This is a genomic window from Segatella copri, from assembly GCF_024330485.1.
GTDB classification, from domain to species: Bacteria; Bacteroidota; Bacteroidia; order Bacteroidales; family Bacteroidaceae; genus Prevotella; species Prevotella copri_L.
Map to the genome: position 1 here is coordinate 15,364 of NZ_JANDWX010000020.1, position 26,053 is coordinate 41,416.

The 26,053-nt window shown below is 46.8% G+C and carries 15 protein-coding genes; 11 read left to right on the forward strand and 4 right to left on the reverse strand.

Features of this window, described 5'->3' with window-relative positions; all coding sequences use genetic code 11:
* Positions 1-58 precede the first annotated feature (58 nt).
* The 9 genes from NNC77_RS11140 to NNC77_RS11180 all read left to right on the forward strand — a co-directional run bounded on the left by NNC77_RS11140 (position 59) and on the right by NNC77_RS11180 (position 12,949).
* On the forward strand, positions 59-1,135 hold the full coding sequence (locus NNC77_RS11140; RefSeq protein ID WP_254971023.1) for a BatD family protein: 1,077 nt from the start codon (positions 59-61) through the stop codon (positions 1,133-1,135).
* An 86-nt stretch (positions 1,136-1,221) separates the two neighbouring features.
* Positions 1,222-2,220 (forward strand): vWA domain-containing protein, encoded by a 999-nt coding sequence (locus NNC77_RS11145; protein WP_006846684.1) that lies wholly within the window; start codon positions 1,222-1,224, stop codon positions 2,218-2,220.
* Positions 2,221-2,367: 147 nt separating this feature from the next.
* Complete coding sequence (locus tag NNC77_RS11150; protein WP_006846683.1) at positions 2,368-3,405, forward strand: vWA domain-containing protein; 1,038 nt, start codon at positions 2,368-2,370, stop codon at positions 3,403-3,405.
* A 30-nt stretch (positions 3,406-3,435) separates the two neighbouring features.
* Positions 3,436-4,167: a tetratricopeptide repeat protein gene (locus tag NNC77_RS11155; RefSeq protein WP_254971024.1), complete on the forward strand. Its 732-nt coding sequence runs from the start codon at positions 3,436-3,438 to the stop codon at positions 4,165-4,167.
* Between the two features lie 38 nt (positions 4,168-4,205).
* A complete protein-coding gene (locus tag NNC77_RS11160) occupies positions 4,206-6,806 on the forward strand; it encodes a BatD family protein (protein WP_254971026.1) in 2,601 nt (866 codons plus the stop codon).
* A gap of 14 nt (positions 6,807-6,820) precedes the next feature.
* Positions 6,821-7,525, forward strand: coding sequence for a phosphatase PAP2 family protein (locus NNC77_RS11165; RefSeq protein WP_254971028.1), 705 nt, complete (start codon positions 6,821-6,823; stop codon positions 7,523-7,525).
* Positions 7,526-7,573: 48 nt separating this feature from the next.
* On the forward strand, positions 7,574-8,848 hold the full coding sequence (locus NNC77_RS11170) for an S-adenosylmethionine:tRNA ribosyltransferase-isomerase (protein WP_254971030.1): 1,275 nt from the start codon (positions 7,574-7,576) through the stop codon (positions 8,846-8,848).
* Between the two features lie 52 nt (positions 8,849-8,900).
* Positions 8,901-10,883, forward strand: coding sequence for an ABC-F family ATP-binding cassette domain-containing protein (locus tag NNC77_RS11175; protein ID WP_254971032.1), 1,983 nt, complete (start codon positions 8,901-8,903; stop codon positions 10,881-10,883).
* A gap of 32 nt (positions 10,884-10,915) precedes the next feature.
* Positions 10,916-12,949, forward strand: coding sequence for a M13 family metallopeptidase (locus NNC77_RS11180; protein ID WP_254971034.1), 2,034 nt, complete (start codon positions 10,916-10,918; stop codon positions 12,947-12,949).
* A gap of 158 nt (positions 12,950-13,107) precedes the next feature.
* On the opposite strand, the gene NNC77_RS11185 is transcribed toward NNC77_RS11180, so the two are convergent.
* The 3 genes from NNC77_RS11185 to NNC77_RS11195 all read right to left on the reverse strand — a co-directional run bounded on the left by NNC77_RS11185 (position 13,108) and on the right by NNC77_RS11195 (position 20,906).
* Positions 13,108-14,745, reverse strand: coding sequence for an ABC-F family ATP-binding cassette domain-containing protein (locus tag NNC77_RS11185; protein ID WP_022121988.1), 1,638 nt, complete (start codon positions 14,743-14,745; stop codon positions 13,108-13,110).
* A gap of 1,219 nt (positions 14,746-15,964) precedes the next feature.
* Entirely contained in the window at positions 15,965-19,543 is a 3,579-nt protein-coding gene (gene nifJ, locus NNC77_RS11190; RefSeq protein ID WP_254971035.1) for a pyruvate:ferredoxin (flavodoxin) oxidoreductase, read from the reverse strand.
* A 172-nt stretch (positions 19,544-19,715) separates the two neighbouring features.
* Positions 19,716-20,906: an ATP-binding protein gene (locus tag NNC77_RS11195; protein ID WP_117727939.1), complete on the reverse strand. Its 1,191-nt coding sequence runs from the start codon at positions 20,904-20,906 to the stop codon at positions 19,716-19,718.
* Positions 20,907-21,074: 168 nt separating this feature from the next.
* Here NNC77_RS11195 and NNC77_RS11200 point away from each other — a divergent pair, with 168 nt between their 5' ends.
* Both NNC77_RS11200 and NNC77_RS11205 read left to right on the forward strand, forming a co-directional pair.
* Positions 21,075-22,235 (forward strand): hypothetical protein, encoded by a 1,161-nt coding sequence (locus NNC77_RS11200; RefSeq protein ID WP_254971037.1) that lies wholly within the window; start codon positions 21,075-21,077, stop codon positions 22,233-22,235.
* Between the two features lie 452 nt (positions 22,236-22,687).
* Positions 22,688-23,980 (forward strand): serpin family protein, encoded by a 1,293-nt coding sequence (locus NNC77_RS11205; protein ID WP_254971038.1) that lies wholly within the window; start codon positions 22,688-22,690, stop codon positions 23,978-23,980.
* Positions 23,981-24,078: 98 nt separating this feature from the next.
* Here the strand turns inward: NNC77_RS11205 and ligA are convergent, their stop codons facing one another.
* Positions 24,079-26,049, reverse strand: coding sequence for an NAD-dependent DNA ligase LigA (ligA, locus tag NNC77_RS11210; RefSeq protein ID WP_254971040.1), 1,971 nt, complete (start codon positions 26,047-26,049; stop codon positions 24,079-24,081).
* Positions 26,050-26,053: the final 4 nt, after the last annotated feature.

Genomic DNA, 26,053 nt, shown 5'->3' on the forward strand with positions numbered 1-26,053 from the left:
GAAACACATTGCTCTATGGCTTGGAAACCGAAAGTTCAAAGCTCAAAGTAAAGAAACTATGTTTAAAGTAAAGAATATCATATTGTCGCTCGCTCTCCTGGGGTGCTCAGGCTTAGCTCAAGCCCAGCAGGTAGAGCAACGCATCGACTCGCTGCAGATACTGATAGGACAGCAGACTGTGCTGCATCTGAAGGCTTCGGTAAAGCAGGGCGATAAGGTAGAATTGCCATCTTTCAAGCCGCAGCAGCAAATTACGCCGGGAGTGGAAGTGGTTGAGCAGAGTAAAGGCGACACTTCGCACATTGGCGACGACCGCATGGTGGTGAGCCGCGACTATACGCTGACATCGTTTGATGAAAAGGTGTATGCGATTCCTGCGCTCAATGTGAAGGTAAACGGCAAGAACTTTCATGGCAATCAGCTTGCGCTGAAGGTGCTCACCGTGCCCGTAGATACGGTTCATCCCAACCAGTTTTATCCGCCTAAGGATGTTCAGGACAATCCTTTCTCTTGGAGCGAATGGAGTGCGATGTTTTGGTTGAGCCTATTGCTGTTAATCCTCTGTGGCGCATGGCTTTATCTGCGCAACAGATTAAAGAATAACAAGCCGATTATCACCCATATCCGCATCGTAAAACGTGTTCCGGCTCATGAAAAGGCGCTGAATCAAATCAACGTAATCAAGCAGCAGCACGTTGAGAATCAGGAAACACAGAAGGCTTACTACACCCAGCTTACCAATACGCTGAGAGAATATATCGTGAGCCGTTTCGGATTCAATGCGATGGAAATGACCAGTATGGAAATCATCGAACGTTTGCGCGAAGCAGGCGACCAGAAGATGATTGATGAACTGAAGGAACTCTTCCAGACTGCCGATCTCGTGAAGTTTGCCAAATATGAAACCCTGGTGAATGAGAACGATGCAAACCTGGTGAATGCCATCAACTTCATCGACCAGACCAAGACGGATGAGAAACCTACTGAAGAAAAGGTGGTTCCACAACTGACCAATGAAGAGCAGAAGACGCAATCTCAGCGCCGCCTCATCAAGTCGCTCCTCTGGATAGGAGCCATCGTAGGTCTGGCTCTGTTGGGTTACATCATTTATCAGTCAGCCATGCTGCTGATGTAAAGCAGGGTGTTCTTATGAAACGTTTCGCCGGGCAAAGCGGTTTATTCCGAAACTCTTTGCCTGGCTATAAATAGAAAAATATAGAAATGGAATTTGCAAGTAAAGGCTATTTTCTGTTGCTCCTGTTGCTGATACCTTATATATTATGGTATTTCCTCTACAGGAAGAAGAATGCGCCAACCATGCGCATGAGCGACACGAAAAAGTATCAATATGCTCCGAAGAGCCTGCGTGTGCGTCTCATCCATCTGCCGATGGTGCTGAGATGCATCTGTTTCGTGCTCATCGTCTGTGCGATGGCTCGTCCGCAGACGCATACGGCTTGGGACAACAAGACGGTGGAAGGCATTGACATTATGTTGGCGATGGACGTTTCCACCTCTATGCTTGCCGAAGATTTGAGACCGAACCGTATGGAAGCGGCTAAGGATGTGGCAACAGAATTCATCTCGGGAAGACCGAACGACAACATCGGTCTGACTATCTTTGCCGGTGAAGCCTTCACTCAGTGCCCGATGACAACCGATCATGCCAGTCTGTTGCGCCTCTTGCAGGCAACCCGTACGGATATTGCCGCCCGGGGACTGATTGACGATGGAACTGCAGTGGGAATGGGACTCGCCAATGCCGTGAGCCGCCTGAAGGATTCTAAGTCAAAATCGAAGGTTGTGATTCTTCTTACCGACGGCAGTAACAACATGGGCGAAATCTCGCCAATGACCGCTGCAGAGATTGCCAAGAGCTACGGAATCCGCGTTTACACCATCGGTGTAGGAACCAACAAGGTGGCTCCTTATCCAATGCCTGTGGCAGGAGGAGTACAGTACGTCAACATTCCGGTAGAGATAGATACGAAGACGCTGAGTGATATTGCGCAGACAACCGATGGTAATTTCTATCGCGCAACGAACAATAATGAGCTGAAGAAGATTTACAGGGACATTGATAAACTGGAGAAAACCAAGTTTAATGTCAAGCATTTCGCTAAGCGATATGAAGCTTATCAGCCATTCGCCCTGGCAGCTCTCCTGGTATTGCTGGTAGAAATCCTGCTCCGCATCACCTGGTTCAGAAGAATTCCGTAATCCGGATACTGAGCCATTACTGATTATCGGAGATATTCCGCTATCTTTCGGAGATATTTTGCTATCTTTCGGAGATATTTTACCAGTTATCGGAGATATTTTACTGATTATCGGATAATCGAATAGAAGATATAATTAGAATAGAAAATGTTAAGATTTGAAGATCCTATATTTCTCTGGCTGTTGTGGATTATACCAGTACTGATTCTGATCAGACTGATAGGATGGAGAAGAAGAAAGGCTAAACTGAAGAAGCTCGGCGATCCGGAACTTCTGAAACAGCTCATGCCCAACATCTCCAAATATCGCCCAACAGTTAAGTTTGTGCTGATGCTCGCAGCCTTGGCGCTTCTCATCGTGATGGTAGCTCGCCCGCAGATGGGCAGCAAGATTTCTCACGATAAGCGACATGGTATTGAAACCATCATCTGCCTCGATATTTCAAATTCCATGCTCTGTCAGGACGTGGTTCCATCCCGTTTGGACAAGAGTAAGATGCTTATCGAAAATCTGGTCGACAACTTTAATAACGATAAGATTGGACTTATCGTCTTTGCAGGCGATGCTTTCGTGCAGTTGCCAATCACCACCGATTATGTTTCGGCAAAGATGTTTCTCCAGAACATAACCCCTGGTCTTATCCAGACCCAGGGAACCAATATCGGAGCAGCCATCGATTTGGCTTCCAAGAGTTTCACCCAGCAGGAGAATGTGGGCAGAGCCATCATCGTTATTACTGATGGCGAAAACCATGAGCCTGGCGCACAGGAGGCAGCGGCTGCTGCCAACAAGAAAGGAATCAATGTCTTTATACTGGGCATAGGAAACACCAAGGGAGCGCCAATCCCTATGGGCGACGGCTCTTATCTGAAGGACAATGCGGGCAACACCGTAATGACCGCCCTGAATGAGCAGATGTGCAAGGAACTTGCCCAGGCTGGCAAGGGTCAGTACATTCATGTAGATAATACCAGCGATGCGGAAAGAGCATTGAATGATGATATTGCCAAATTGCAGAAAGGTGATGTAACGAGTGTGGTTTACAGCGCCTATGATGAACAGTTCCAGGCTGTAGGTATTCTCGTCATCCTGTTGCTTATCATCGAAATCTGTCTGCTTGAGGTAAAGAATCCTCTGCTCAGAAACATCAAGTTTTTTAAGAAAGACATCAGGAAGCCTTTCTGATAAACGTTTATACATTATTATATAATAGGAATGAGATATTTAAGATATATATTGGTTTTTGCCCTGATGGTGCTGGGCTTGGCGAAGGTGGGAGCGCAGAACGACCGCAACTTCATCCGCCAGGGAAACCGCGCCTATCATAAACAGAAGTGGTCTGCAGCCGAAACGCAATATCGCAAGGCTATCTCCAAGAACCAGAAGAATGCGCAGGCTGTCTATAATCTGGGTTGCGCCCTGATGATGCAGCAGAAGGATTCTATGGCGATGATACAGTTTGAGAATGCTTCGAAACTGGAAACGAACAAGATGCGACGCGCCAGAAGTTACCACAACATGGGTGTGGTCATGCAGCAGCATCAGCAATATGCGCAGGCCATAGGATGTTATGAGAACGCCCTGCGCTGCAATCCGCAGGACAATGCAACCCGATATAATCTTGCCCTCTGCAAGAAACTGCTTAAAAACCAGAAGCAGAACAAGCAGAACGATAAGAACAAGAACAAAAAGGATAAAAACAAGGACAAGAACAAGCAGAATAAGGATCAGAACAAAGATCAGAATAAAGACAAGAATAAGAACGATAAAAACAAGAACAACCAGAATAAGAACAATCAGCAGAATCAGAACAATCAGGACAAGATGAGCAAAGATAATGCTGAACAACTCTTGAACGCTGCCATCCAGCAGGAGAAGGATACGAAGCGCAAGATGCAGAAAGCGATGAGTCAGCCTCGCAGAAAGCAATATGAGAAAAACTGGTAAAAAGTAAAATAATACAACGAGCATAATAAATTTAGAAGATGAAACATATAGGTTGGTTTATTATTATATGGGCAATGCTTCTGGGCTTCAGTTTGCAGCTGAAAGCCCAGCATATCAGTGTGTCGGCACCAACACACGTGGCGGCGGGAGAAAACTTCCGTGTGGCCTATACCATCAATACACGTGATGTAGAGGAATTCCGCCTGGGCGGAGTAGGAGAAGGACTTGAGGTAATCGCAGGTCCTTACACCTCATCGCAGTCCAGTTATCAGATGATCAATGGCCATACTTCCTCTTCATCGTCGGTAACCATTACCTATACGCTCTACGCAGCTAAGAACGGAACCTTTGGCATTGGTGCCTCTCATGCCATCGTAAATGGTAAGAAACTCTCTTCCCATCCGGTTAAGATTACGGTTTCTGGCCATGCTGCACGCAACAACGGCGCTCCTTCCATGCACGGACAGAATGATTATAATGAACCACGCATGCGAACAGCCGGATCAAGAATATCAGGCAGCGACCTCTTCATCAAGGTGACAGCCAACAAGCGACGTGTTCACGAACAGGAACCGGTGCTCCTTACTTATAAGGTTTATACGCAGGTAGACCTTACCCAGCTGGAAGGCAAGATGCCTGACCTGAAGGGATTCCACAACCAGGAAGTTCCGCTGCCTCAGCAGAAGACTTTCCATACTGAAACCGTAAACGGCCGACCTTACCGATGCGTTACATGGAGCCAGTATGTCATGTATCCGCAGATGACGGGAAACCTCACTATTCCAGCCATTACCTTCAAGGGAATCGTAGTTCAGCAGAACAGAAACGTTGACCCGATGGAAGCTTTCTTCAATGGCGGTTCTGGCTATGTTGAAGTAAAGAAAGATATTATTGCTCCTAGTGTGAAAATTCAGGTTGATCCATTGCCTCAGCGCCCTGCCAACTTCTCGGGCGGTGTAGGTAAATTTAATATTAGTGCTTCCATCGACAAGAAGGAAGTAAAGGCTGGCGAACCAATCACCATTCGTGTAGTGGTAGGAGGAATCGGAAACCTGAAGTTGCTCAAGCAGCCTGTCATTACCTTCCCTAAGGATTTTGACAAGTACGATGCGAAGGTGACAGACAAGACCCGCCTTACAGCCAATGGCGTAGAAGGCAATATGATTTATGACTTCCTGGCTGTGCCTCGTAATCAGGGAAATTATACCATTCCTGCGGTAGAATTCACCTATTATGATACTTCGGCTAACAAGTACAAGACAATTAAGACCCAGCCGTTTACGCTGAATGTAGATAAGGGCGATGGAACTTCAGACAATGAAACCTCAGATTTCAGCAACAAGGATAAGGACATTCATGCGCTGAAACTGGGCAAGTCTAAGCTCCATGATATTGACGATATGTTCTACGGAAGCTTCGGCTACTGGACCAGTCTGCTGGTTCCATTGGCAGCCTTCTTTGCCCTGCTCATTGTTTTCCGCCGCCGTGCTCTCGAGAATGCCGACTTGGTGAAGGTCCGTTCCAACAAGGCAAACAAGATAGCAACCAAGCGCCTGAAGAAGGCTCATCTGCTGATGCTCGGTGGCAAGCAGGAAGAATTCTACGATGAAGTGCTCCGTGCTTTGTGGGGCTATGTAAGCTACAAGCTCAACATGCCTGCCGAAAAGCTCTCACGTGAAAACATTCAGGCTATGCTCGAAAAACATTGTGTAGAGGAGAGAACTATTGAGAAGTTTACAACTGCGCTCGATGAATGTGAGTTTGAACGCTATGCGCCGGGCGACCCTGCCGGCAATATGAACCGTACATTCGAATCAGCAATGACTGCTATTATGGATATAGAAAATGCTATCAATGCAACGCGTAAGCAGCGTAAGAAGAGTGCAACCGGATATTCTTTCGTCTTGATGATCATGATGCTGTTGGGCTGCTCGGTTTCTGCAGGCGCTGTAACCAAGAACAATGCTGATACGGAATATCAGAAAGGTAACTATCAGCAGGCCATACGCGACTATGAGGAAATATTGAACAACTATGGTGTTTCTGCCGAAGTTTACTATAACTTGGGCAATGCTTATTACCGTACAGACAATATTACCAAGGCTGTGCTCAATTATGAGCGTGCCCATCTGCTCTCGCCAGGCGATGAAGACATCAGCTTCAACCTGCAGTTTGCACGTAGCAAGACCATCGATAAGATTACTCCGGAAAGCGAGATGTTCTTCGTAACCTGGTGGAAGGCGCTGGTTAACTTTACGAGTGTTGACTGTTGGGCTAAGACAGGCATCATAGCCATCATCATGGCACTGGTTTTGGTCTTGGTTTATCTCTTCGGTTCGCATATCGTTTTGCGCAAGATTGGTTTCTTCGGTGGAATCTTCTTCGTGGCAGTCTTCCTGCTGAGCAATCTCTTTGCTTACCAGCAGCGGCAGATGCTCATCAACCGTACGGGAGCCATCATCATTGCTCCTTCTGTCAATGTGAAGAAGACTCCAGCCAAGACGAGCGTTGACCTCTTCCTGCTGCATGAAGGAACCCGAGTTGATATTACCGATAAGGCGATGAAAGGCTGGCGTGGAATCAAGGTAGGAGATGGCAGAGAAGGCTGGATTGAAACCAAGGCAATAGAGGAAATCTGATTAAAATAAAGAGAATGGATTTTAGTAGGATACAAGATTTTGACATGCAGCTGTTGCATGTGTTTAACGGCAGCGAGAATGTCTGGCTCGATCAGATGGCGATGGCGCTTACGTCGGGCTGGACATGGATTCCGCTTTATATCGTCCTCTTCGTTGTTGTGATAAGAAACAACGAGATGATGGGCCAGATTGCGCTCGTGGTAGGAGGAGCATTGCTCTGTATCTTTCTGGCTGATGGACTGGTGGATGGAATCATTAAACCGCTGGCTGAAAGATGCAGACCTTCCAGCGACCCGATGTTCAAGTATACGGTTCAGGTGGTTGACAATATGCGCCTCAAGAGTTTCAGCTTCTGTTCGGCTCATGCAGCCAATACGCTTTCGTTAGCCATCTTCTTCTCGTTGCTCATCCGCAGCAAACTGGTAACGTGGACCCTGTTATTATGGTCGCTCGTGAACTGTTGGACCCGTCTTTACCTGGGTGTTCATTATCCGGTCGACATTCTTTGCGGTCTGGCTATCGGAGCTGTGGTAGGAGTTGTCGTTTATCTTATCTACAACAAGATGTATTACCGCATCTCCCCAAAGATTAAGTATATTTCCAACCAGTATACGAGTACGGGGTACGACTATGATGATGTAGATAAAATCATGACTGTAGTGATATTTACCCTTATCATGGTTGTGTTTTATGCCACCTGCCAGATGGCATATCTTTAGTACAGAAATAAAAGTTCAAAATAGAAAGTTCAAAAAGTAAAATAAATAATGGATACAAAACACATTAAGATTAGTGATTATAACTATGATTTACCGGATGAGCGCATCGCAAAATTCCCTATCGCCCAGCGCGACCACAGCAAACTGCTGGTCTATAAGCACGGCGAGGTAAGCGATGATGTTTTCCATCATCTTCCCACATATCTCCCTCAAGGAGCCTTGATGATATTCAACAATACCAAGGTGATACAAGCGCGTCTGCATTTCCGCAAGGAAACAGGTGCGCTTATTGAGGTTTTCTTGATGGAGCCTGCAGAACCTACTGATTATGAACTCATGTTCCAGACCACCGGACATTGTTCCTGGCTCTGCATGATCGGTAATCTGAAGAAATGGAAAGAGGGCACCCTGAAGCGTGATTTCGAAATCAAGGGCCACAAGCTTACGCTCAGCGCTACTATGCGACGCGGAGATGCTCTCGGTTCTGAGGCGCAGAAAATGGTTGCCAAAGGCGGAGGAACCAACTATTGGGTTGACTTCGATTGGGACAACGACAAGGTGTCTTTCGCTGAGATTCTCGAAGCAGTAGGCGAGTTGCCTATTCCTCCATATCTCAACCGCAAGACTGAGGAGAGCGACAAGACCACCTATCAGACGGTTTATTCTAAAATCAAGGGAAGTGTGGCTGCTCCAACTGCTGGACTTCATTTTACCGATGCAGTTCTCAAGGATCTTGATGCGCATGGAATCGACCGCGAAGAAGTAACCCTACATGTAGGAGCCGGCACATTCAAACCGGTGAAGAGTCTTGAAATCGAAGGTCATCAGATGCATACGGAATACATTGTTGTTCATCGTCGCAGTCTGGAAAAACTCATCAAGCACGAGTGCCGGGTCATTGCCGTAGGAACCACCAGCGTCCGTACCATCGAGAGCCTCTATTACATGGGCGTTCATCTGCTGAAGCATCCTGAGGCAAACGAAGAAGATCTGCACGTAAAACAGTGGGATCCTTACGAGCTTTCTGAAGATGGCAATCTGGTTGATGGAATCACTCCGATGCAGGCTATCCAGGCAATCATCGATTATCTGGACCGCAACGGCTTGGAGGCTCTCCATTCCAGCACGCAGATTATTATTGCTCCTGGCTATCAGTATAAGATTGTGAAGATGCTGGTCACCAATTTCCATCAGCCTCAGAGTACGCTCCTGCTTCTGGTGAGTGCTTTCCTCAAGGGCGATTGGAGGAAGGTTTACGATTATGCTCTTTCGCATGATTTCCGTTTCCTGAGCTATGGAGATTCATCCCTGCTCATTCCGTAAAAGGAGTTAGGAAAACTATAAATTATTAATTGTAAATTATAAATTAAAATAGATGATTTCAGTAGAAGGACTGAAAGTAGAGTTTGGCGTCAAGCCTCTCTTTCATGATGTAAGTTTCGTCATCAACGACCGCGACCGCATTGCCCTGGTGGGTAAGAATGGTGCCGGAAAATCTACGATGCTCAAGATTCTCTGCGGTTTGCAGAAACCTACAGCTGGCGTTGTGGCTATTCCTAACGAAACCACTATCGGCTATCTGCCACAGGTGATGAAACTGCAGGACGATACGACCGTGAAGGAGGAAACCCGCAAGGCTTTCGCCCATAATACCGAGATGAAGGCGCGTCTGGACAAGATGCAGCAAGAAATGGCCGACCGCACCGACTATGAGAGCGAAAGCTATGCTCAGCTCGTAGAGAAGTTTACCCAGGAACATGAACGCTACATGATGATGGGTGGCGAAAACTATGAGGCTGAGATAGAGCGCACCTTAAGCGGTCTTGGCTTTACGCGCGATGATTTCGAGCGCCCAACCAAGGAGTTTTCCGGCGGTTGGCGAATGCGTATCGAACTTGCCAAGATTCTGTTGCAGAAACCTGATGTCCTGCTCCTCGATGAGCCTACCAACCACCTTGATATTGAAAGTATCCAGTGGTTGGAGCAGTTCCTGGCGCAGAGTGCCAAGGCTGTGGTTCTGGTGAGCCACGACCGTGCTTTCATCAACAATGTAACTAACCGTACCCTCGAAATTACTTGCGGAAGGGTAGAAGACTATAAGGTGAAATACGATGAGTATGTGGTGTTGCGTGCCGAACGCCGCGAGCAGCAGCTCCGTGCTTACGAAAACCAGCAGAAGGAAATTGCCGACATCAAGGATTTCATCGAGCGGTTCCGCTACAAGCCTACCAAGGCGGTTCAGGTGCAGAGCAGAATCAAGCAGCTCGAGAAAATCGTGCCTATCGAGGTGGATGAGGTTGACAACAAGCAGATGCACCTCAAATTCCCTCCTTGTCTCAGAAGTGGCGATTATCCTATTATCTGTGATGAGGTGCGCAAAGATTACGGCGCACACACCGTCTTCGACCATGTTACCTTTACCATCAAGCGTGGCGAAAAGGTGGCTTTCGTGGGTAAGAACGGCGAAGGTAAGTCTACCCTGGTAAAATGTATCATGGGTGAGATTCCTTTCACCGGAACTCTCAAGATTGGTCATAATGTGCAGATTGGTTATTTCGCCCAGAACCAGGCGCAGCTCTTGGATGAGAATCTTACCATCTTCCAGACTATCGACAATGTGGCAACAGGCGAAATGCGTCTGAAGGTGAACGATCTCCTGGGCGCCTTCATGTTTGGCGGCGAGACTTCCGAGAAGTTTGTCAAGGTTCTGAGTGGAGGAGAACGCAGCCGACTGGCTATGATCAAGCTCCTGCTCGAACCGGTGAATCTCCTCATTCTCGATGAGCCTACCAATCACCTCGACATGCAGTCGAAGGATGTGCTGAAAGAAGCCATCAAGGCTTTCGATGGAACAGCCATCATCGTGAGCCACGACCGTGAATTCCTCGATGGTCTGGTAGATAAGGTCTATGAGTTTGGCGGCGGCAAGGTTCGTGAGCATCTCGGTGGTATTTACGATTATCTCCGTGCCCATAATGCCGAGAACATCAATCAGGCTCTTGCCAACCAGAGCATGGCTTCTGCCGGTTCGCCTTCTGCCAATACTTCCGGCTCTTCTGTCGCATCCGGTTCTACAGCCGACAGTCTTGCCTCTGCCACATCCGGCAAGCAGAGCTACGCTGAACATAAGGAACAGCAGAAGAAGATCCGTAAGGCTGAGAAAGCCGTGAAGGAATGTGAGGCGAAGATTGAGAAACTGGAAGCGAGAAAGAAGGAGATTGATGAACTCCTGATGAAACCGGAAAATGCAACCAACATGGAACTCGTGACTGAATACACCGAACTCATGAAGGGTCTCGATGAGGAGAACGAGCGCTGGATGCTCCTTTCGGAAGAACTGGAAGAAGTTTCGAAATAATAGTAACATTAATATAAAATAAAGAGAAGAAAATGAAAATGAAAATGATCTTACCGATGATGCTGATCGCAGCTCTGCCATTAGGCGCTGATGCTCAGAATAAATCGGGTCTTGTCATGAGCAATCTCGACCAGACAGTGAAGCCAGCAGACAGTTTCTATCAGTTTGCTACAGGCGGATGGCAGAAGAACAATCCTCTTCCTGCCGCTTACAGCCGTTATGGCAGTTTTGACCAGCTGGCTGAGAACAACAACAAGCGCATCAACACCATTCTTTCTGAACTCCAGAAGAAGACTTACAAGGCTGGAACCATTGAGCAGAAATTGTCTGATTTCTACAAACTCTCTATGGATGTTGACAGCCGCAACAAGGCTGGAATCGCTCCAGTAAAGCCTCTGTTGGATGAGATTGAAGCTGCCAAGACCAAGGAAGAGCTTCAGAAGCTTCAGGTTAAGTATGCATGGATGGGTCTCGGTTTGGGCTATGTCTCAGGTTTCGATGCTGATGAGAAGAACGTAACCATGAACATATACATCCTGATGCAGGGCGGTCTTACTCTCGGTGCCAAGGATTATTACCTCAACAACGATGCTGCAACTGTAGCTATCCGTGAGGCTTATAAGACTTACCTCAGCAAGATGTTCCAGCTCTACGGTTTCTCTGCTGATGAAGCTGCCAAGAAGGCTTCTGCCGTATTCCTTCACGAAACAACGCTCGCTACTTTCTCAAAGAGCCGTACCGAACTTCGTGATCCTCAGGCCAACTACAACAAGATGACCTTGGCAGAATTCAAGGAGAATTATCCTAACATTCCTCTCGAGGCACTTGCCAACGCCGAGGGAATCAAGAGCGAAAATCTCAAGGAGATGATCGTAGGTCAGCCTGCTTTCTTCGCCGGTTATGACAAGGTGGCAGCTGCAGAATGTGCAGGCACATTGAAGGCTTTGATGGAGTGGGACATCATCAGTAGTTCTGCTTCTTACCTCAGCGATGAGATTCGCGAAGCCCGTTTCGAATTCTTCGGCAAGACTATGAGTGGCCGTAAGGAGGATTATCCTCTTTGGAAGCGCGCTACTACTCAGGTAGAGGCTCAGTTGGGCGAGGCACTCGGTCGCATCTACTGCAAGCGCTATTTCCCAGAAAGCTCTAAGAAGATGATGGAGACACTCGTGAAGAATCTTCAGATCAGCCTCGGTCAGCGTATCGATGCTCAGACCTGGATGAGCGATGTAACAAAGAAAGCTGCTCACAACAAGCTCGACAAGTTCTATGTAAAGATTGGTTATCCTAACAAGTGGACTGATTTCAGCAAGCTCAGCATCGACCCATCTAAGAGCTATTATGAGAACGTATTGGCTTGCCGCAAGTTTGCCAACGATAAGGAGATTGCAAAGAAGGCAGGAAAGCCAGTAGATAAGGATGAGTGGTTCATGACTCCTCAGACCGTGAACGCTTACTACAATCCTACTACCAATGAGATTTGCTTCCCAGCTGGTATTCTCCAGTATCCTTTCTTCGATCCTAAGGCTGATGCAGCATTCAACTATGGTGCTATCGGCGTAGTAATCGGCCATGAGATGACTCACGGATTCGATGATCAGGGTCGTCAGTATGATGCTAGCGGTAATCTGAAGGACTGGTGGACTCCTGCTGATGCAGAAGGTTTCAACAAGCGTGCTGATATGTATGCTGATTTCTTCAGCAACATCAAGGTATTGCCTGATCTGAATGCCAACGGCCGTTTCACCCTCGGCGAGAACCTTGCCGACCACGGTGGTTTGATGGTTTCATACAATGCCTTCAAGAATGCTACAGCCAAGAAGCCATTGAAGAACAAGGATGGTTTCACTCCTGACCAGCGTTTCTTCCTTGCCTATGCAGGTGTTTGGGGACAGAACATTACTGATAAGGAAATCCGCAACCGCGTAAAGAATGATCCTCATTCTCTCGGCAAGTGGCGTGTTGATGGTGCGCTTCCTCACATCGATGCATGGTATGAGGCATTTGGTGTAAAGCAGGGCGACAAGCTGTTCATTCCTAAGAACCAGCGCCTGGAGCTTTGGTAATTCCCGGAAGGAAATTTTTCCGAATAGAATTTTGCGGGGAATGTTTTCCCCCGAATAGATAGAAAAAATGAAGTCCTGATGTTTCGTATGTTTGAAACATCAGGACTTTTTATTTTATGCTTGAAATATTTTTTGATAAGGAAACAAAAGAATCAGGGTTATTGCTTCTTCTCCAGTTCCTGAAGATTTTCCATCTTCTTCGATTCCAAAAATTCGTAAATGCCGCAGAGATGTTCGCGGACGCGACCATGACCGAACTCATAAACCTTGCTGACAAGACCATCGAGGAAATCACGGTCGTGGCTAACCACGATGAGTGTTCCGTCGAAATCGAGCAAGGCCTGTTTCAGCACATCCTTGGTCTTCAGGTCGAGGTGGTTGGTCGGCTCATCGAGAATCAGCAGATTCACCGGCTCCAGCAGCAGTTTGAGAATGGCAAGGCGGGTGCGCTCACCTCCCGACAATACTTTCACCTTCTTGGTAGAATCCTCTCCGCCAAACATGAATGCTCCAAGCAAATCGCGTATCTTGTTGCGGATTTCACCCTTGGCAACATCATCAATGGTCTGGAATACGGTAAGTTCGCCATCGAGCAGAGAAGCCTGGTTCTGGGCGAAATAACCTATCTGCACATTATGTCCCAATTCCAACTTTCCTTCGTTCTGAAGCTGACCCATGATGCATTTCACGAGTGTTGACTTACCCTCTCCGTTTCTTCCCACGAAGGCAATCTTGTCGCCTCTTTCTACGGTAAGATTTACGCCGCTGAAAATCTTCTTGCCATCAAACGACATCGCCACATCGCTCATCTGAACCGGATAAGCACCGCTTCGTGGGCTCGGCGGGAACTTGAGTCGGAGGCGACTTGTATCTTCTTCATCCACTTCGATAAGTTCCAGTTTCTCTAGCATCTTCACGCGGCTCTGCACCTGGAAGGTTTTAGAATAAGTGCCTTTGAAGCGTTCTATAAAGTCTTTGGTTTCAGCAATCATCTTCTGCTGTTCTTCATATTTCTTCATCTGCTGTTCGCGGCGTTCCTTGCGCAGTTCCAGATATTGGCTGTAAGTGGCTTTGTAGTCGTAGATGCGCCCCATGGTTACTTCGATGGTTCTTGTTGTAATGTCGTCAACGAATTTTCGGTCGTGGCTGATGACAACTACTGCTTTCGAACTGTTGATGATGAAGTCTTCGAGCCAGCCGATAGATTCGATGTCGAGATGATTGGTTGGCTCATCGAGCAGCAGTACGTCTGGCGATTTCAAAAGCAGTTTTGCCAGCTCAATCCTCATTCTCCATCCTCCCGAAAACTCGCTTGTAGGGCGGTTGAAATCAGAGCGCTCGAAACCGAGACCGAGCAGCGTCTTCTCTACATCTTCCTCGAAATGAGTCATGTCGATGGCGTAGAATTTCTCTGAGAGAGAGGATACTTTCTCAATGAGCTGCATGTAATCATCGCTGTCGTAATCGGTACGGGTGGTGAGTTCGTTGTTGATGCGGTCAATCTCAGCCTGCATTTCGTGCAGATGGGCAAACGCCTGACAGGTTTCCTCGAATACGGTTCTGCCGTCTTCGGTCATCAGATGCTGAGGCAGATAGGCGATGACGCAATCCTTGGGAGCGGAAACGGTGCCACGAGTAGCATTTCTCACACCGGCGATGATCTTAAGCAATGTGCTCTTTCCTGCGCCATTCTTTCCCATCAGGGCTATACGGTCCTTCTCGTTGATCTGGAAGGAAATGTCTTTGAATAGGGTGGTGCCGCCAAATTCTACGGTCAATCCATCAACTGTAATCATATTATTTTCTTCTTGTTCAAATTTTTGTTTCTCTAAGCAACTCCCCAGAATGCCCCGTTCCTGCCGTTTTCGGGGTCTTCATTGATGACCAGCGCCTGCCATCATTTATGACCCGTGTTGGTCTTAAGAGAAGACCCGAGCAAGGCACAAAAGGCTGTTCTTTCGATTGCCGGTGCAAAGATACAACATTTTTGGGCAGAATGCAAGCTTTTACCCTGACTTTCTTTCGGAGAAGTAGTGTAAGTGATTGATTGATACTGATTTCTATTGGCTTTCTAGCTGAACTTTGTTACAGAACAATCTAATGGTGAGGTGTAAGGATAAAAAGCCAGCGTGTCATTAAGGGTCAGTGTCATTAAGGGTCATTTAGAAAAATGAAAGTGTCATTTTGAGCTATAGTATATATAAATATTTATTTATATATATACTATAGGGGATTCTTCTCCCCCGAAAATGAAAATGACCCTTAATGACCTTGACCCTTAATGACACGATAGATGAACTTGTGAGTTTTACCTGATATAGGTTGTGTGTATTCCTGAATGTATTGGTTGTCAGTATATTATGTGCGTTTTATTATATTTCTACTCTAACGTTCTGTGTATAATAATTATCTACATATTAAGTCACTTAAGTTAGCTATTATACTGTTCAATTCTGCATTTTTATCCTTGTTTTATTTTGCTTTTGTTAAAAATATATCATCTCAGAGGCTGTTTTTATGTCCGAGGAGGGGCATTTTTCACCCTTAGTAGAGGGGGTAAAACACCTTTCTAACCCTCTTATTTTGCATTTTTTCTTCGAAAACTCACTAAAAAACACTGATTTTTACCTCTTTTGTTTTCTGTTTTGTGTAGGTAAGGATAATTTACATTACTCAGCCTGATTGCGCTTCTTGCTCTGTTTCTTTTAGCGGATTAAAAATCCATAATAGTTTGCTGTACAGCGGTGAATTGCAAATCTGCCTGAACTTAATGAGAATAATTTCCGGAACAGATGGAATAGGTAAACTGCCAAAACAGAAATTTTATCTTTACAAAACAATTAGAATTGCCCCTGAAGAACTCAATCCCAAAATCACGATTTTTCCCTATGTTTCATCACTTATTTCCAATTTTTACATGAATATGGAGCATTTTTAAACAAAAAAGACCTTGATTGCAGAACGCAACCAAGGTCTTCGGAGATGATATATTTAACCTATTGAAATCTCGCTAGATTAGATCTGCTCGCTCCAGTCCTCCTGGCTCTTACGAACGTAAGTCTGGTAACGGAGCTTAGCCATCTTCTCTGCCTGAGAGAAGAGCTCATCAGCCTCCTTAGGGAATGCCTTCTGTACAGAGAGGTAACGAACCTCACCGAGCAAGAAGTCGCGGAAGTTCTCCCAGTTAGGAGCCTTAGAGTCGAGTGTGAATGGGTTCTTACCCTCATCAGCCAACAGTGGGTTGTAACGCCACAAGTGCCAGTAACCGCACTCAACAGCCAACTCTTCCTCGTGCTGTGAACGACCCATACCGCCCTTACGCTTCAAACCGTGGTTGATACATGGTGCGTAAGCGATGATGAGTGATGGACCTGGATAAGCCTCAGCCTCGCGGATAGCCTTCAATGTCTGAGCATTGTCAGCACCCATAGCTACCTGAGCTACGTAGATGTAACCGTATGTAGTCTGCATCAGACCGAGATCCTTCTTACGGATACGCTTACCCTGAGCAGCGAACTGTGCGATAGCACCGAGCGGAGTAGACTTAGAAGACTGACCACCAGTGTTAGAGTAAACCTCAGTATCGAGTACCAGGATGTTAACATCCTCACCAGAAGCCAATACGTGGTCAAGACCACCGTAACCGATATCATAAGAAGCACCGTCACCACCGATGATCCACTGTGAACGCTTAACGAGGTAGTGATCCAAAGTCTTGAGCTCCTTGCAGATAGGGCAACCCTTCTCAGCGCCGGCAGCGATGAGAGGCTTCAACTCTGCAGCAGCCTCCTTAGAACCCTCAGAATCGTTCATGTTAGCCATCCACTTGTCAGCAGCAGCTACGAACTCAGCAGGAACATGCTCCTGAGCCTTAGCCTCCTCGAGTAAGTGAGCGATGCGCTCCTTCATCTTCTTGTTACCCATTACCATACCGAGACCGAACTCGCAGAAGTCCTCGAACAATGAGTTGTCGAATGCAGGACCCTGACCCTTAGCGTTCTTTGTATATGGAGTAGATGGGATAGAAGCTGAGTAGATAGAAGAACAACCAGTAGCGTTAGCAATCATCTGACGATCACCGAAGAGCTGAGAAATCAACTTAACGTATGGAGTCTCACCACAACCAGAGCAAGCACCAGAGAACTCGAACAATGGCTGAGCGAACTGAGAGTTCTTAGGGCTCTGCTTGATGTCAACGAGATCCTGCTTAGAAGCTACCTTGTGTACGAGGTACTCCCAGTTAGCTGCCTCCTTGACCATATCCTCTGCGTCTACGTTGAATGGAACCATTGTCAACGCCTTCTCGCCCTTCTTACCTGGGCAGACGTCAGCACAGTTACCACAACCAAGACAGTCGAGTACTGAAGTCTCGATGCGGAAGTGCATTCCAGCCAAAGCCTTAGGTGCCTTCACATCCTGAGTCTGGAGACCCTCGATGCCTGCGAGCTCCTCATCGGTCAATACGAATGGACGGATAGCTGCGTGAGGACAAACGAATGAACACTTGTTACACTGGATACAGTTCTCTACGTTCCATACTGGTACGAATGCCTCAACACCACGCTTTTCGAATGCAGCAGTACCGTTCTGCCATGTACCGTCAACTGTGTCGTGCTTAACGAAGTCAGAAACCTTCAAGAGGTCACCTGCCTGGCCGTTGATAGGACGAACGAGCTCCTTAACGAATGCTGGAGCGTTATCCTCCTTAGCCTCATCGTCAGCGAGGTTAGCCCAAGCTGGATCTACTGTCAACTGCTTGTACTCACCACCACGGTCAACAGCGCCGAAGTTCTTGTCAACAACGTCCTGACCCTTCTTAGAGTAAGACTTAACGATGAATGCCTTCATCTGCTCTACAGCGAGATCCAAAGGAATTACCTCTGTGATACGGAAGAATGCAGACTGGAGGATGGTGTTGGTACGGTTACCGAGACCAATCTCCTGAGCAATCTTAGTTGCGTTGATATAGTAAACAGTGATGTTGTTCTGAGCGAAGTAACGCTTTACCTTGTTAGGGATGAAGTTAACCAACTCCTCACCGTCGAAGATAGTGTTCAACAGGAAGAAACCATTCTTACGCAAACCACGTGTTACATCGTACATGTGGAGGTAAGCCTGTACGTGGCAAGCTACGAAGTTAGGAGTATTTACCTGATAAGCACTGTGGATAGGGCTGTCGCCGAAACGCAAGTGAGAGCAGGTGAAACCACCAGACTTCTTAGAGTCGTAAGAGAAGTATGCCTGGCAATACTTGTTAGTATTGTTACCGATGATCTGAACTGAGTTCTTGTTAGCACCAACAGTACCGTCAGCACCCAAACCATAGAACTTAGCCTCGAACAAGTCGTCGCCACCCATTGGGATTTCCTCCTCTTCTGGGAGAGAAGTGAATGTAACATCATCAACGATACCTACAGTGAAGTGGTTCTTTGGCTGTGGCAACTCGAGGTTCTTGAATACAGCAACAATCTTAGCTGGAGTTGTATCAGAAGAACCGAGACCGTAGCGACCGCCAACGATCAATGGCTTGCGCTCGTCATCGTAGAGAGCTGACTTAACGTCGAGGTACAATGGCTCACCCTCTGCACCTGGCTCCTTAGTACGGTCGAGAACAGCGATGCGCTTAACTGTAGCTGGGATAGTCTTCTTCAGGAAGTCAACAGAGAATGGACGGAAGAGGTGAACTGCAACCATACCAACCTTCTTGCCCTGCTTGTTCAAGTAGTCGATAGCCTCGCGAGCTGGCTCTGTAGCAGAACCCATCAGGATGATGATGTTCTCAGCATCCTCAGCACCATAGTAGTTGAAGAGGTGGTACTCACGACCAGTAATCTTAGTCATCTCCTGGCAGTACTTCTCTACTACCTCAGGGATTGCATCGTAGTAAGTGTTGCAAGCCTCACGGTGAGTAAAGAATGTCTCTGGGTTCTCAGCGGTACCGCGAGTAACAGGACGCTCAGGAGTCAAAGCACGGTTACGGAAGTCCTCGATGAACTCTTCCTTAACCAATGGACGGATGTCTTCCATATCCATCTCCTCGATCTTGTGGTACTCGTGAGAAGTACGGAAACCGTCGAAGAAGTTAATGAAAGGAACCTTTGTCTCCAATGTAGCCAAGTGAGGAACTGCAGAGAGGTCCATAACCTCCTGAACAGAACCTGAGCAGAACATAGCGAAACCTGTCTGGCGGCAAGCCATTACGTCCTGGTGGTCACCGAAGATACAAAGTGAGTGAGAAGCCAATGTACGAGCTGATACGTTGAACACGCAAGGGAGCAACTCACCAGCAATCTTGTACATGTTAGGAATCATCAGCAACAAACCCTGAGAAGCAGTGTAAGTTGAAGTCAAGGCACCAGCCTGGAGAGAACCGTGAACTGCACCGGCAGCACCAGCCTCTGATTCCATTTCCTGGATAGAAACTCGCTGACCGAAAAGGTTCTTACGACCTTTGGCAGCCCATTCATCTACATGCTCCGCCATTGGTGATGATGGAGTAATAGGGTAGATAGCAGCAACCTCAGTAAACATGTAGCTTACGTGTGCGGCAGCTGTGTTACCATCACAAGTGATAAATTTTTTCTCTTTAGCCATTTTACTTTTAGATAAAATATTAAAAATGTTTTGTATTTAATTCATTCTTATTCTAACTTATTCTAATGTTGAGTGTTGAATGTTGAGTGTTGAGTTAGGCTTGCGCCCTTATGTGTCTTCTTGCAGATGCCGTTAGGCAATTCAACATTCAACACTCCACATTCAACATTCCCTAATATAGGAAACCCAGAAGCCATAACGGAATTCTGTTGTCCTTGCCTACCTCGGTATTGTATCGGGCGTAGATGATGTCGGGATTGTTGCGCACCTTGTTTGGAGATTGCGCATCGCAGATTCTGAACTTCTTCTCACCGTCTACAATGAAGTAGTGGTCCTTGCCGGTCTGGCTTACCTTGTGGTCTTTCCAGACCGAGTTGACGAAGAATGTTTCCATTACCTCCTGCTTGTCTATCTTGATAGGATAGATGGCGTACATCAGGTTGGAGTTGTGCATCATCACCTTGGATGGTTTCTTTGGGAACTCCTGCCCGGTAGGGTAAATCATGTTGATGAGTCGCGCATCAGCAAGATACTTGATGTAGTTCATTACCGTAGCTCTACTGGTGTTGATCTCTTCGGCAAGCTGGCTCACGTTGGGAGCCTTGGCACCTTCTACAGCTAGCTGATAAAAGAGCCGCTTGATCTTGGTGAGATATTTCAGTTCGATTTGCTTGATGAGGAGGATGTCTACCTCGGTCATCATGTTCATTGTCTTTAGTAGATTCTCTGTGAAGTTGCGGTTCTCCAGGAAGAATGGATAGAATCCATGATGCAAGTAGTCCTGGAAGTACTTCATCGGGCTCACCTTAGGCAGTATCTGCTTGATGATGTGCTCGTGATTGCGCAAAATTTCATCGAGTGTATAAGGCTGGAAACTGTTGCCAGTCTGCAGGTTGATAAACTCTCTGAAAGAGAAGCCTCGCAAATTATAGCTTTTCACGATTCCATTGAGCTCAGGATTCTCTTCCTTCAGTCTCATCACGCTGGAACCTGTGAACACGATTCTTAACTCTGGATAGAGGTCGTAGCATTTGCGCAGCTCCTTGCTCCAGTCCGACTGCTTGAAGACCTGGTCGATGAGAAGGGTTCTGCCGCCGTGGCGAACAAAGTCGCCTGCAAAATCTGCGATTCCTCTGCTTTGAAAATAGAAATTGTTCATATTCACATACAGGCACTTGCGGTCAGTAGGGCCAAAGTGCTCCTTGGCATATTGAAGGAGGAATGTAGACTTTCCTACACCGCGTGTTCCCTTTATGCCAATCAAACGGTCGCTCCAGTCGATTTCGTCCATCAGAGTGCGTCTTACTGGTGCGTCCGTATGCTCTACGAGGTATGTATGTGTTCTGAAGAATGCTTCTTCCATGAGTTTATATCGTTTCTAATTGTTTTTACGATGCAAAGGTAATTAAATATTTCTAATTTGCAAACTCTAGATAGCAAAAAGTAACTTTTTTTTCATTATTTAGCACTTGTCTAAGTAAAAATGGGGATTTTCTGCCCTTTTTTGCACTTTTCTTTATATCTTTGCACCATGAAGTTACATATTTTCAATCCAGAACATGATTTGGCTTTGGCTGCAAATCTGAAACAGTTCACCGCGCCTCATGCGGGTAGACAACTTAGAAGTGATCTTGCTTTCATTCCGGCTCTTTGGGCGGAAGAGGGCGACCTCGTACTTGTGGATGATATTGATTTTGCGAAGAACAGGGTGCGCCATTTTGGGGCTGAACTGAACAGCAAGGTTGAATTCATCACCAAGCCTCAGCTGAAGCATCTGCTCAAGACTGAATTTCTGGACAGTGTTCATCCCTGGGGATGGAACCTGTCGCTGAAAGGTGAGTTGGAGCGTTTGGGAATATTGGAGATTATGTTGCCGACTGATGCTGTATTAAATAAGGTACGCGAGGTGAGCAGCAGGCAATGGGCTGCCCTTCATCTGCAGCATGGCGTGGAATATGTTACTGAGACGGCTCGCGTCAAAGAACTCATTCTCCAGCACGGCAAAGCCGTTGTCAAGGCTCCCTGGAGCAGCAGCGGGAGGGGAGTGAAATATGTGAGTGCTGAGGACTTCAGAACTGCCGGAGATTATCCTACCTTCGAAAGATGGGTGGCAAACATGATTTATCATCAGGGCGGCGTAACCGTAGAACCCCTATATAATAAGGTGAGAGATTTCGCCATGGAGTTTGAAATGAAAGATGGCAAGGCGCTCTATCGCGGTCTTTCGCTATTCGATACGATCAAGAATGCCTATTCGGGCAATGTGCTCTGCTCTGAAGATGATAAGGTGGAAATGATGAAACCGCTCATTAGCGAGGCGCAGCTTGCCGGAATCAGACAGCGCATCATCGAGGTAATGGAGCCGGCGCTGAAGGATATTTACAGTGGTCCGTTCGGCGTTGACATGATGATCTGCACGAAAGGGGAGAAGGATGAATTCTGCGAGGCTGTGCTGAATCAGGAAGGTGAGGACGTAAACAGAACCGGACTGGGCGTGGTTCCTTGCATCGAAATTAATCTGCGCAGAACGATGGGTCATGTGGCAATCGATCTATACGAACATCTTGTGGCTAATTCGAGCGATGAGATGAAGACCAACAGGACGAACATCATGCGCGTGGAATATGATGGAAACAGATATCATCTCAGAATAAAGCCTGGCAGACCTTCGGAAGAGGCACCGCTGCATTGATTATTTTTGTAAAGAACATAGTTTTTTTTTCTAACTGTATGGTTGAAACGGGCTGAAAGCCCAAAAGCTCTTAGCCCAGGGCATCGCCCTGGGTATAATAGCAATCAATAAGACGCCCTGTAAGGGCAAAAGCTTTGTTTATTGCTTGGTTCTTTAAAGCTTTTGCCCTTACAGGGCGAAGGGTTTGCGCTCATAATTACCCAGGGCGATGCCCTGGGCTAGGAGCTTCTGCCCTTTCAGGGCGTATTGGGTAATTTAAACCGTACAGGTCGATATTTTTTGTTAAGAAATAGTAAAATCGGCTTTTCCCATGCAAGGATTAGCCTATTTTTCATTTTATCTTCAGAACTCACGATTCTGATTCCGATTCGGGAACAGCCTTTTAAAGAGGAACAGTCCCTTTGGGTTCAGGAGCGTTGAGTCATTAAAATGAACCAATAAATTAGAGAAATATGAACAAGAAAGTATTTAGTGCAGCTATTTTAGCTTCAGCTGCAATGGCAATGACTTCTTGCAGCTCAAGCAAGAATGCACAAAATGAGAACGCAACAAAGGCTGAGAAGATAACAGAGGCAGAGGCTGCCCGTCCGTCGGCAGATGAGGAAATGGACGAGAGTTATCTTGTCCTCTCAGAGGCTCAGCAGAACATCGTGAAGAAGAACAACGATTTCGCTTTCAGACTCTATCAGCAGATTAGCGGCATGGATTCTGAGGTGGTTTCGCCAATGAGTATCGCCTATCTGATGGGAATGCTTGCAAATGGTGCCGACGGCAAGACTCAGCAGGAGATTCTGAAGGCAATCGGTTGCGAGGGCGTGAGCGTGAAGGAACTCAACGACTGTTATAAGGCGCTGATGCTTTCGGCTGGCAAGCTCGACAAGCAGACAACCGTAAACATTGCCAACTTTATTGCCATCAATAAGAATTTCACATTGAACAGCGATTTCGCTCACACCGTAGCCGATTCTTATCAGGCTGGCGTTGAGAGCATGGACTTTACCAATTCTAAATCTGCCACTCGCATTAATGACTGGTGCAAGAAGCAGACTAAAGGCATGATTCCTAGCATCATCGACCAGGTAGACCCTGCAGCTGTTTCTTACCTCCTGAATGCTATTTATTTTAATGGAACCTGGCAGGAGAAGTTTGATGCGAAGAATACCCACTTCGAGAACTTCAGCGGTTACACCCGCGATATTAAGAAGGTGAACATGATGCACCAGAACAAGAAGTTTGCCTATACTGAAAATGATATGTTGCAGGCTGTAGAGCTGCCATACGGAAATGGAAGTTATCAGATGACCGTTCTTCTTCCTAAGGCTGGCAAGAGCATCAGCGAGGTGATGAAGGAGATGGATGCTGATAAACTTCAGAAGTTGAGTAATGACATGGACCGTTGCCAGGTAGATTTAAAATTCCCTAAGTTTACCACAGAGATGGATTTGTCGCTCAACCAGATTATCAGTAAATTGGGAGCTCCAAGCATCTTCCAGTCAGGCACGGCAGATTTCAGCCGTTTTGCCAATGGCAGCTTCTACGTATCGAAGATGTTGCAGAAGGCAAAGATTGAGGTAAGCGAGCGTGGAACAAAGGCTGCTGCCGTAACAGCTGCTGTGATGCTGACCTCACTAGGTCCTCACGAGATGAAGCGTGTAGAATTTCATGCCAACCGTCCATTCGTTTATTTCATTACAGAACGTAATAGTGGCGCCATTCTATTCATGGGTCAGTTCCTGGGAGAATAATAACAGAGAATTTGCAGGTTCTTAAAACTAGAAAAGCGAAAGCCAAGTCCGTAATCCGGAATCTGGCTTTCGCTTTTTATTTCGCTTAATTCACTTGTTTACTCCTGAAACTTTTCAATGAACTCATCCTCTGTGATAATCGGAATATTGAGTTCATGTGCTTTCTTGTTCTTCGAACTCTGCGAAGCAGCATCGTTGTTAATCAGGAAGTTAGTACTCTTGCTCACACTTCCCGTAACCTTGCCGCCCTGGCTTTCAATGTAAGCTTTCAGCTCGTTGCGGTTCTTGTAATGATGCACATCTCCCGTTACGACGAAAGTCAGTCCCTGGCATTTATTTCCCGTTTCTACAGGCTCCTGCTCCTCGATAATCAGCTCGGACAGCAGATGCTGCACATGCTGGAAATGAACATCATCCTTGAACCAGGCGATAAACTTGGCACTCTTTTCAGGTCCAATACCATCAATGCTTGCAAACTCATCATCGAACATGCTCAGACGCGCCGTTTCTATCAGTTCCTTTACCTTGTAACGGCTGAGCAGTTTTTTAGCCACATCGCCGCCGCAGAGCGGAATATTCAAAGCGTAGAGCAGATGACGGCCATCAGTATGGCGGCTTTTCTCTACACTCTCCAGAAGATTGCTTACGCTCTTCTTGCCAAATCCTTCGAAACAGGAAATCTCGAACGCATAATTCTTCAGTTTGTAGAAATCTGCATATTCCCTGATAAAACCATGATTGATGAATTTCCAGACAGTCTGTTCTGAGATTCCGTCAATATTGATTCCTTCCTTGCTGACGAAGCGGGCAAATTTCTTAAGTTGTTTGGCTGGGCAGGCTGCATTGGTGCAATGGAGAGTCTTGGTGCCGCTCTCACTCTCGCGCACTACGGCTGGCGCATGGCAAACCGGACATTCGTTGGGAATGACAAAACTCCCCACAACCTCTGTAATATTGATTACCTTCGGGATAATCTTATTGGCCTTGATGACCTGCAGTCTGGTTCCCTTGTCGCCAATGCCCAGACGCTCGCATTCGCTTACATTGCAGAGCGAGGCACGCTGCACGGTGGTTCCTTCAAGTTCTACCGGTTTGAAAACAGCTACAGGCGTGATGGTGCTGGCTGCGCACGACCATTCGATGTGGTCGAGTACGGTGTCAGCATGTTCATCTTGCCATTTAAAGGCAAATCCTGCCCTCGTAGCGTGGTGGCCAGTAACCGACCCCGTAGCTGCATAAGCCGTATCATCGTAGCAAATCACCAGTCCGTCTACCGGGAAAGGATTCTTCTTGCTTGTCACCTTCTCCGTAAACTTGTCTATTTCCAGCTGGATATTTTCTGTGGTAGGGTGGTCAATACGCTCACGTTCTACAGGATTCATTCCCAGGTCTTTCAGCATCTGCATGCGTTCGCCCCATGAGGTAAGTTCCCGCTCAGTATAAACCAAGGTGAACGGAATCCATTGGATGTGGCGCTGCTTCACCTCATCAATATCCTTCAGCGTGAGTGAGCCTGAAGCGAGGTTTCGTGGATTGGCGTAATCGCCTTCGCTTTCGATGATGAACTGTTCGAAATCAGCATACGAAATGACGGCTTCTCCTCTTACTACAAGATGTCCTTTCTCTGAAATGGTAGCAGGAATGCCTGAAATGGCTGGAGCCAAGTGGGTAATGTTGGTGCCGATGTGTCCGTTACCGCGGGTAACGATTTTGGTGAGTTTTCCGCCGTCATAGGTTACTACGAGGGTCAGTCCGTCCAGTTTCCATGAAATCCAGATAGGGCGGTCTTCTGCCCATTTAACAAGATCACTTACCTGTTTGGTCTTTGCCAGAGAGAGGGCGGCAAATTCATGCTCCTCTTTCTTTCCTACGATAGAATCTTCTGACACGCGATTAGTAGGGGAGTCAGGCAGAATTTCGCCTGTTTCCTCTTCCAATCTCTTGAGCTGGTCGAAAAGGGCGTCCCACTCATAGTCGGTCATGAGTTCGCCTTTTCCGTTATAATAACTATCCGAAGCTTGGTTGAGTCTTTCAACCAAGCTCTTCATCTGCAATAGTTTCTCTTCCATAATG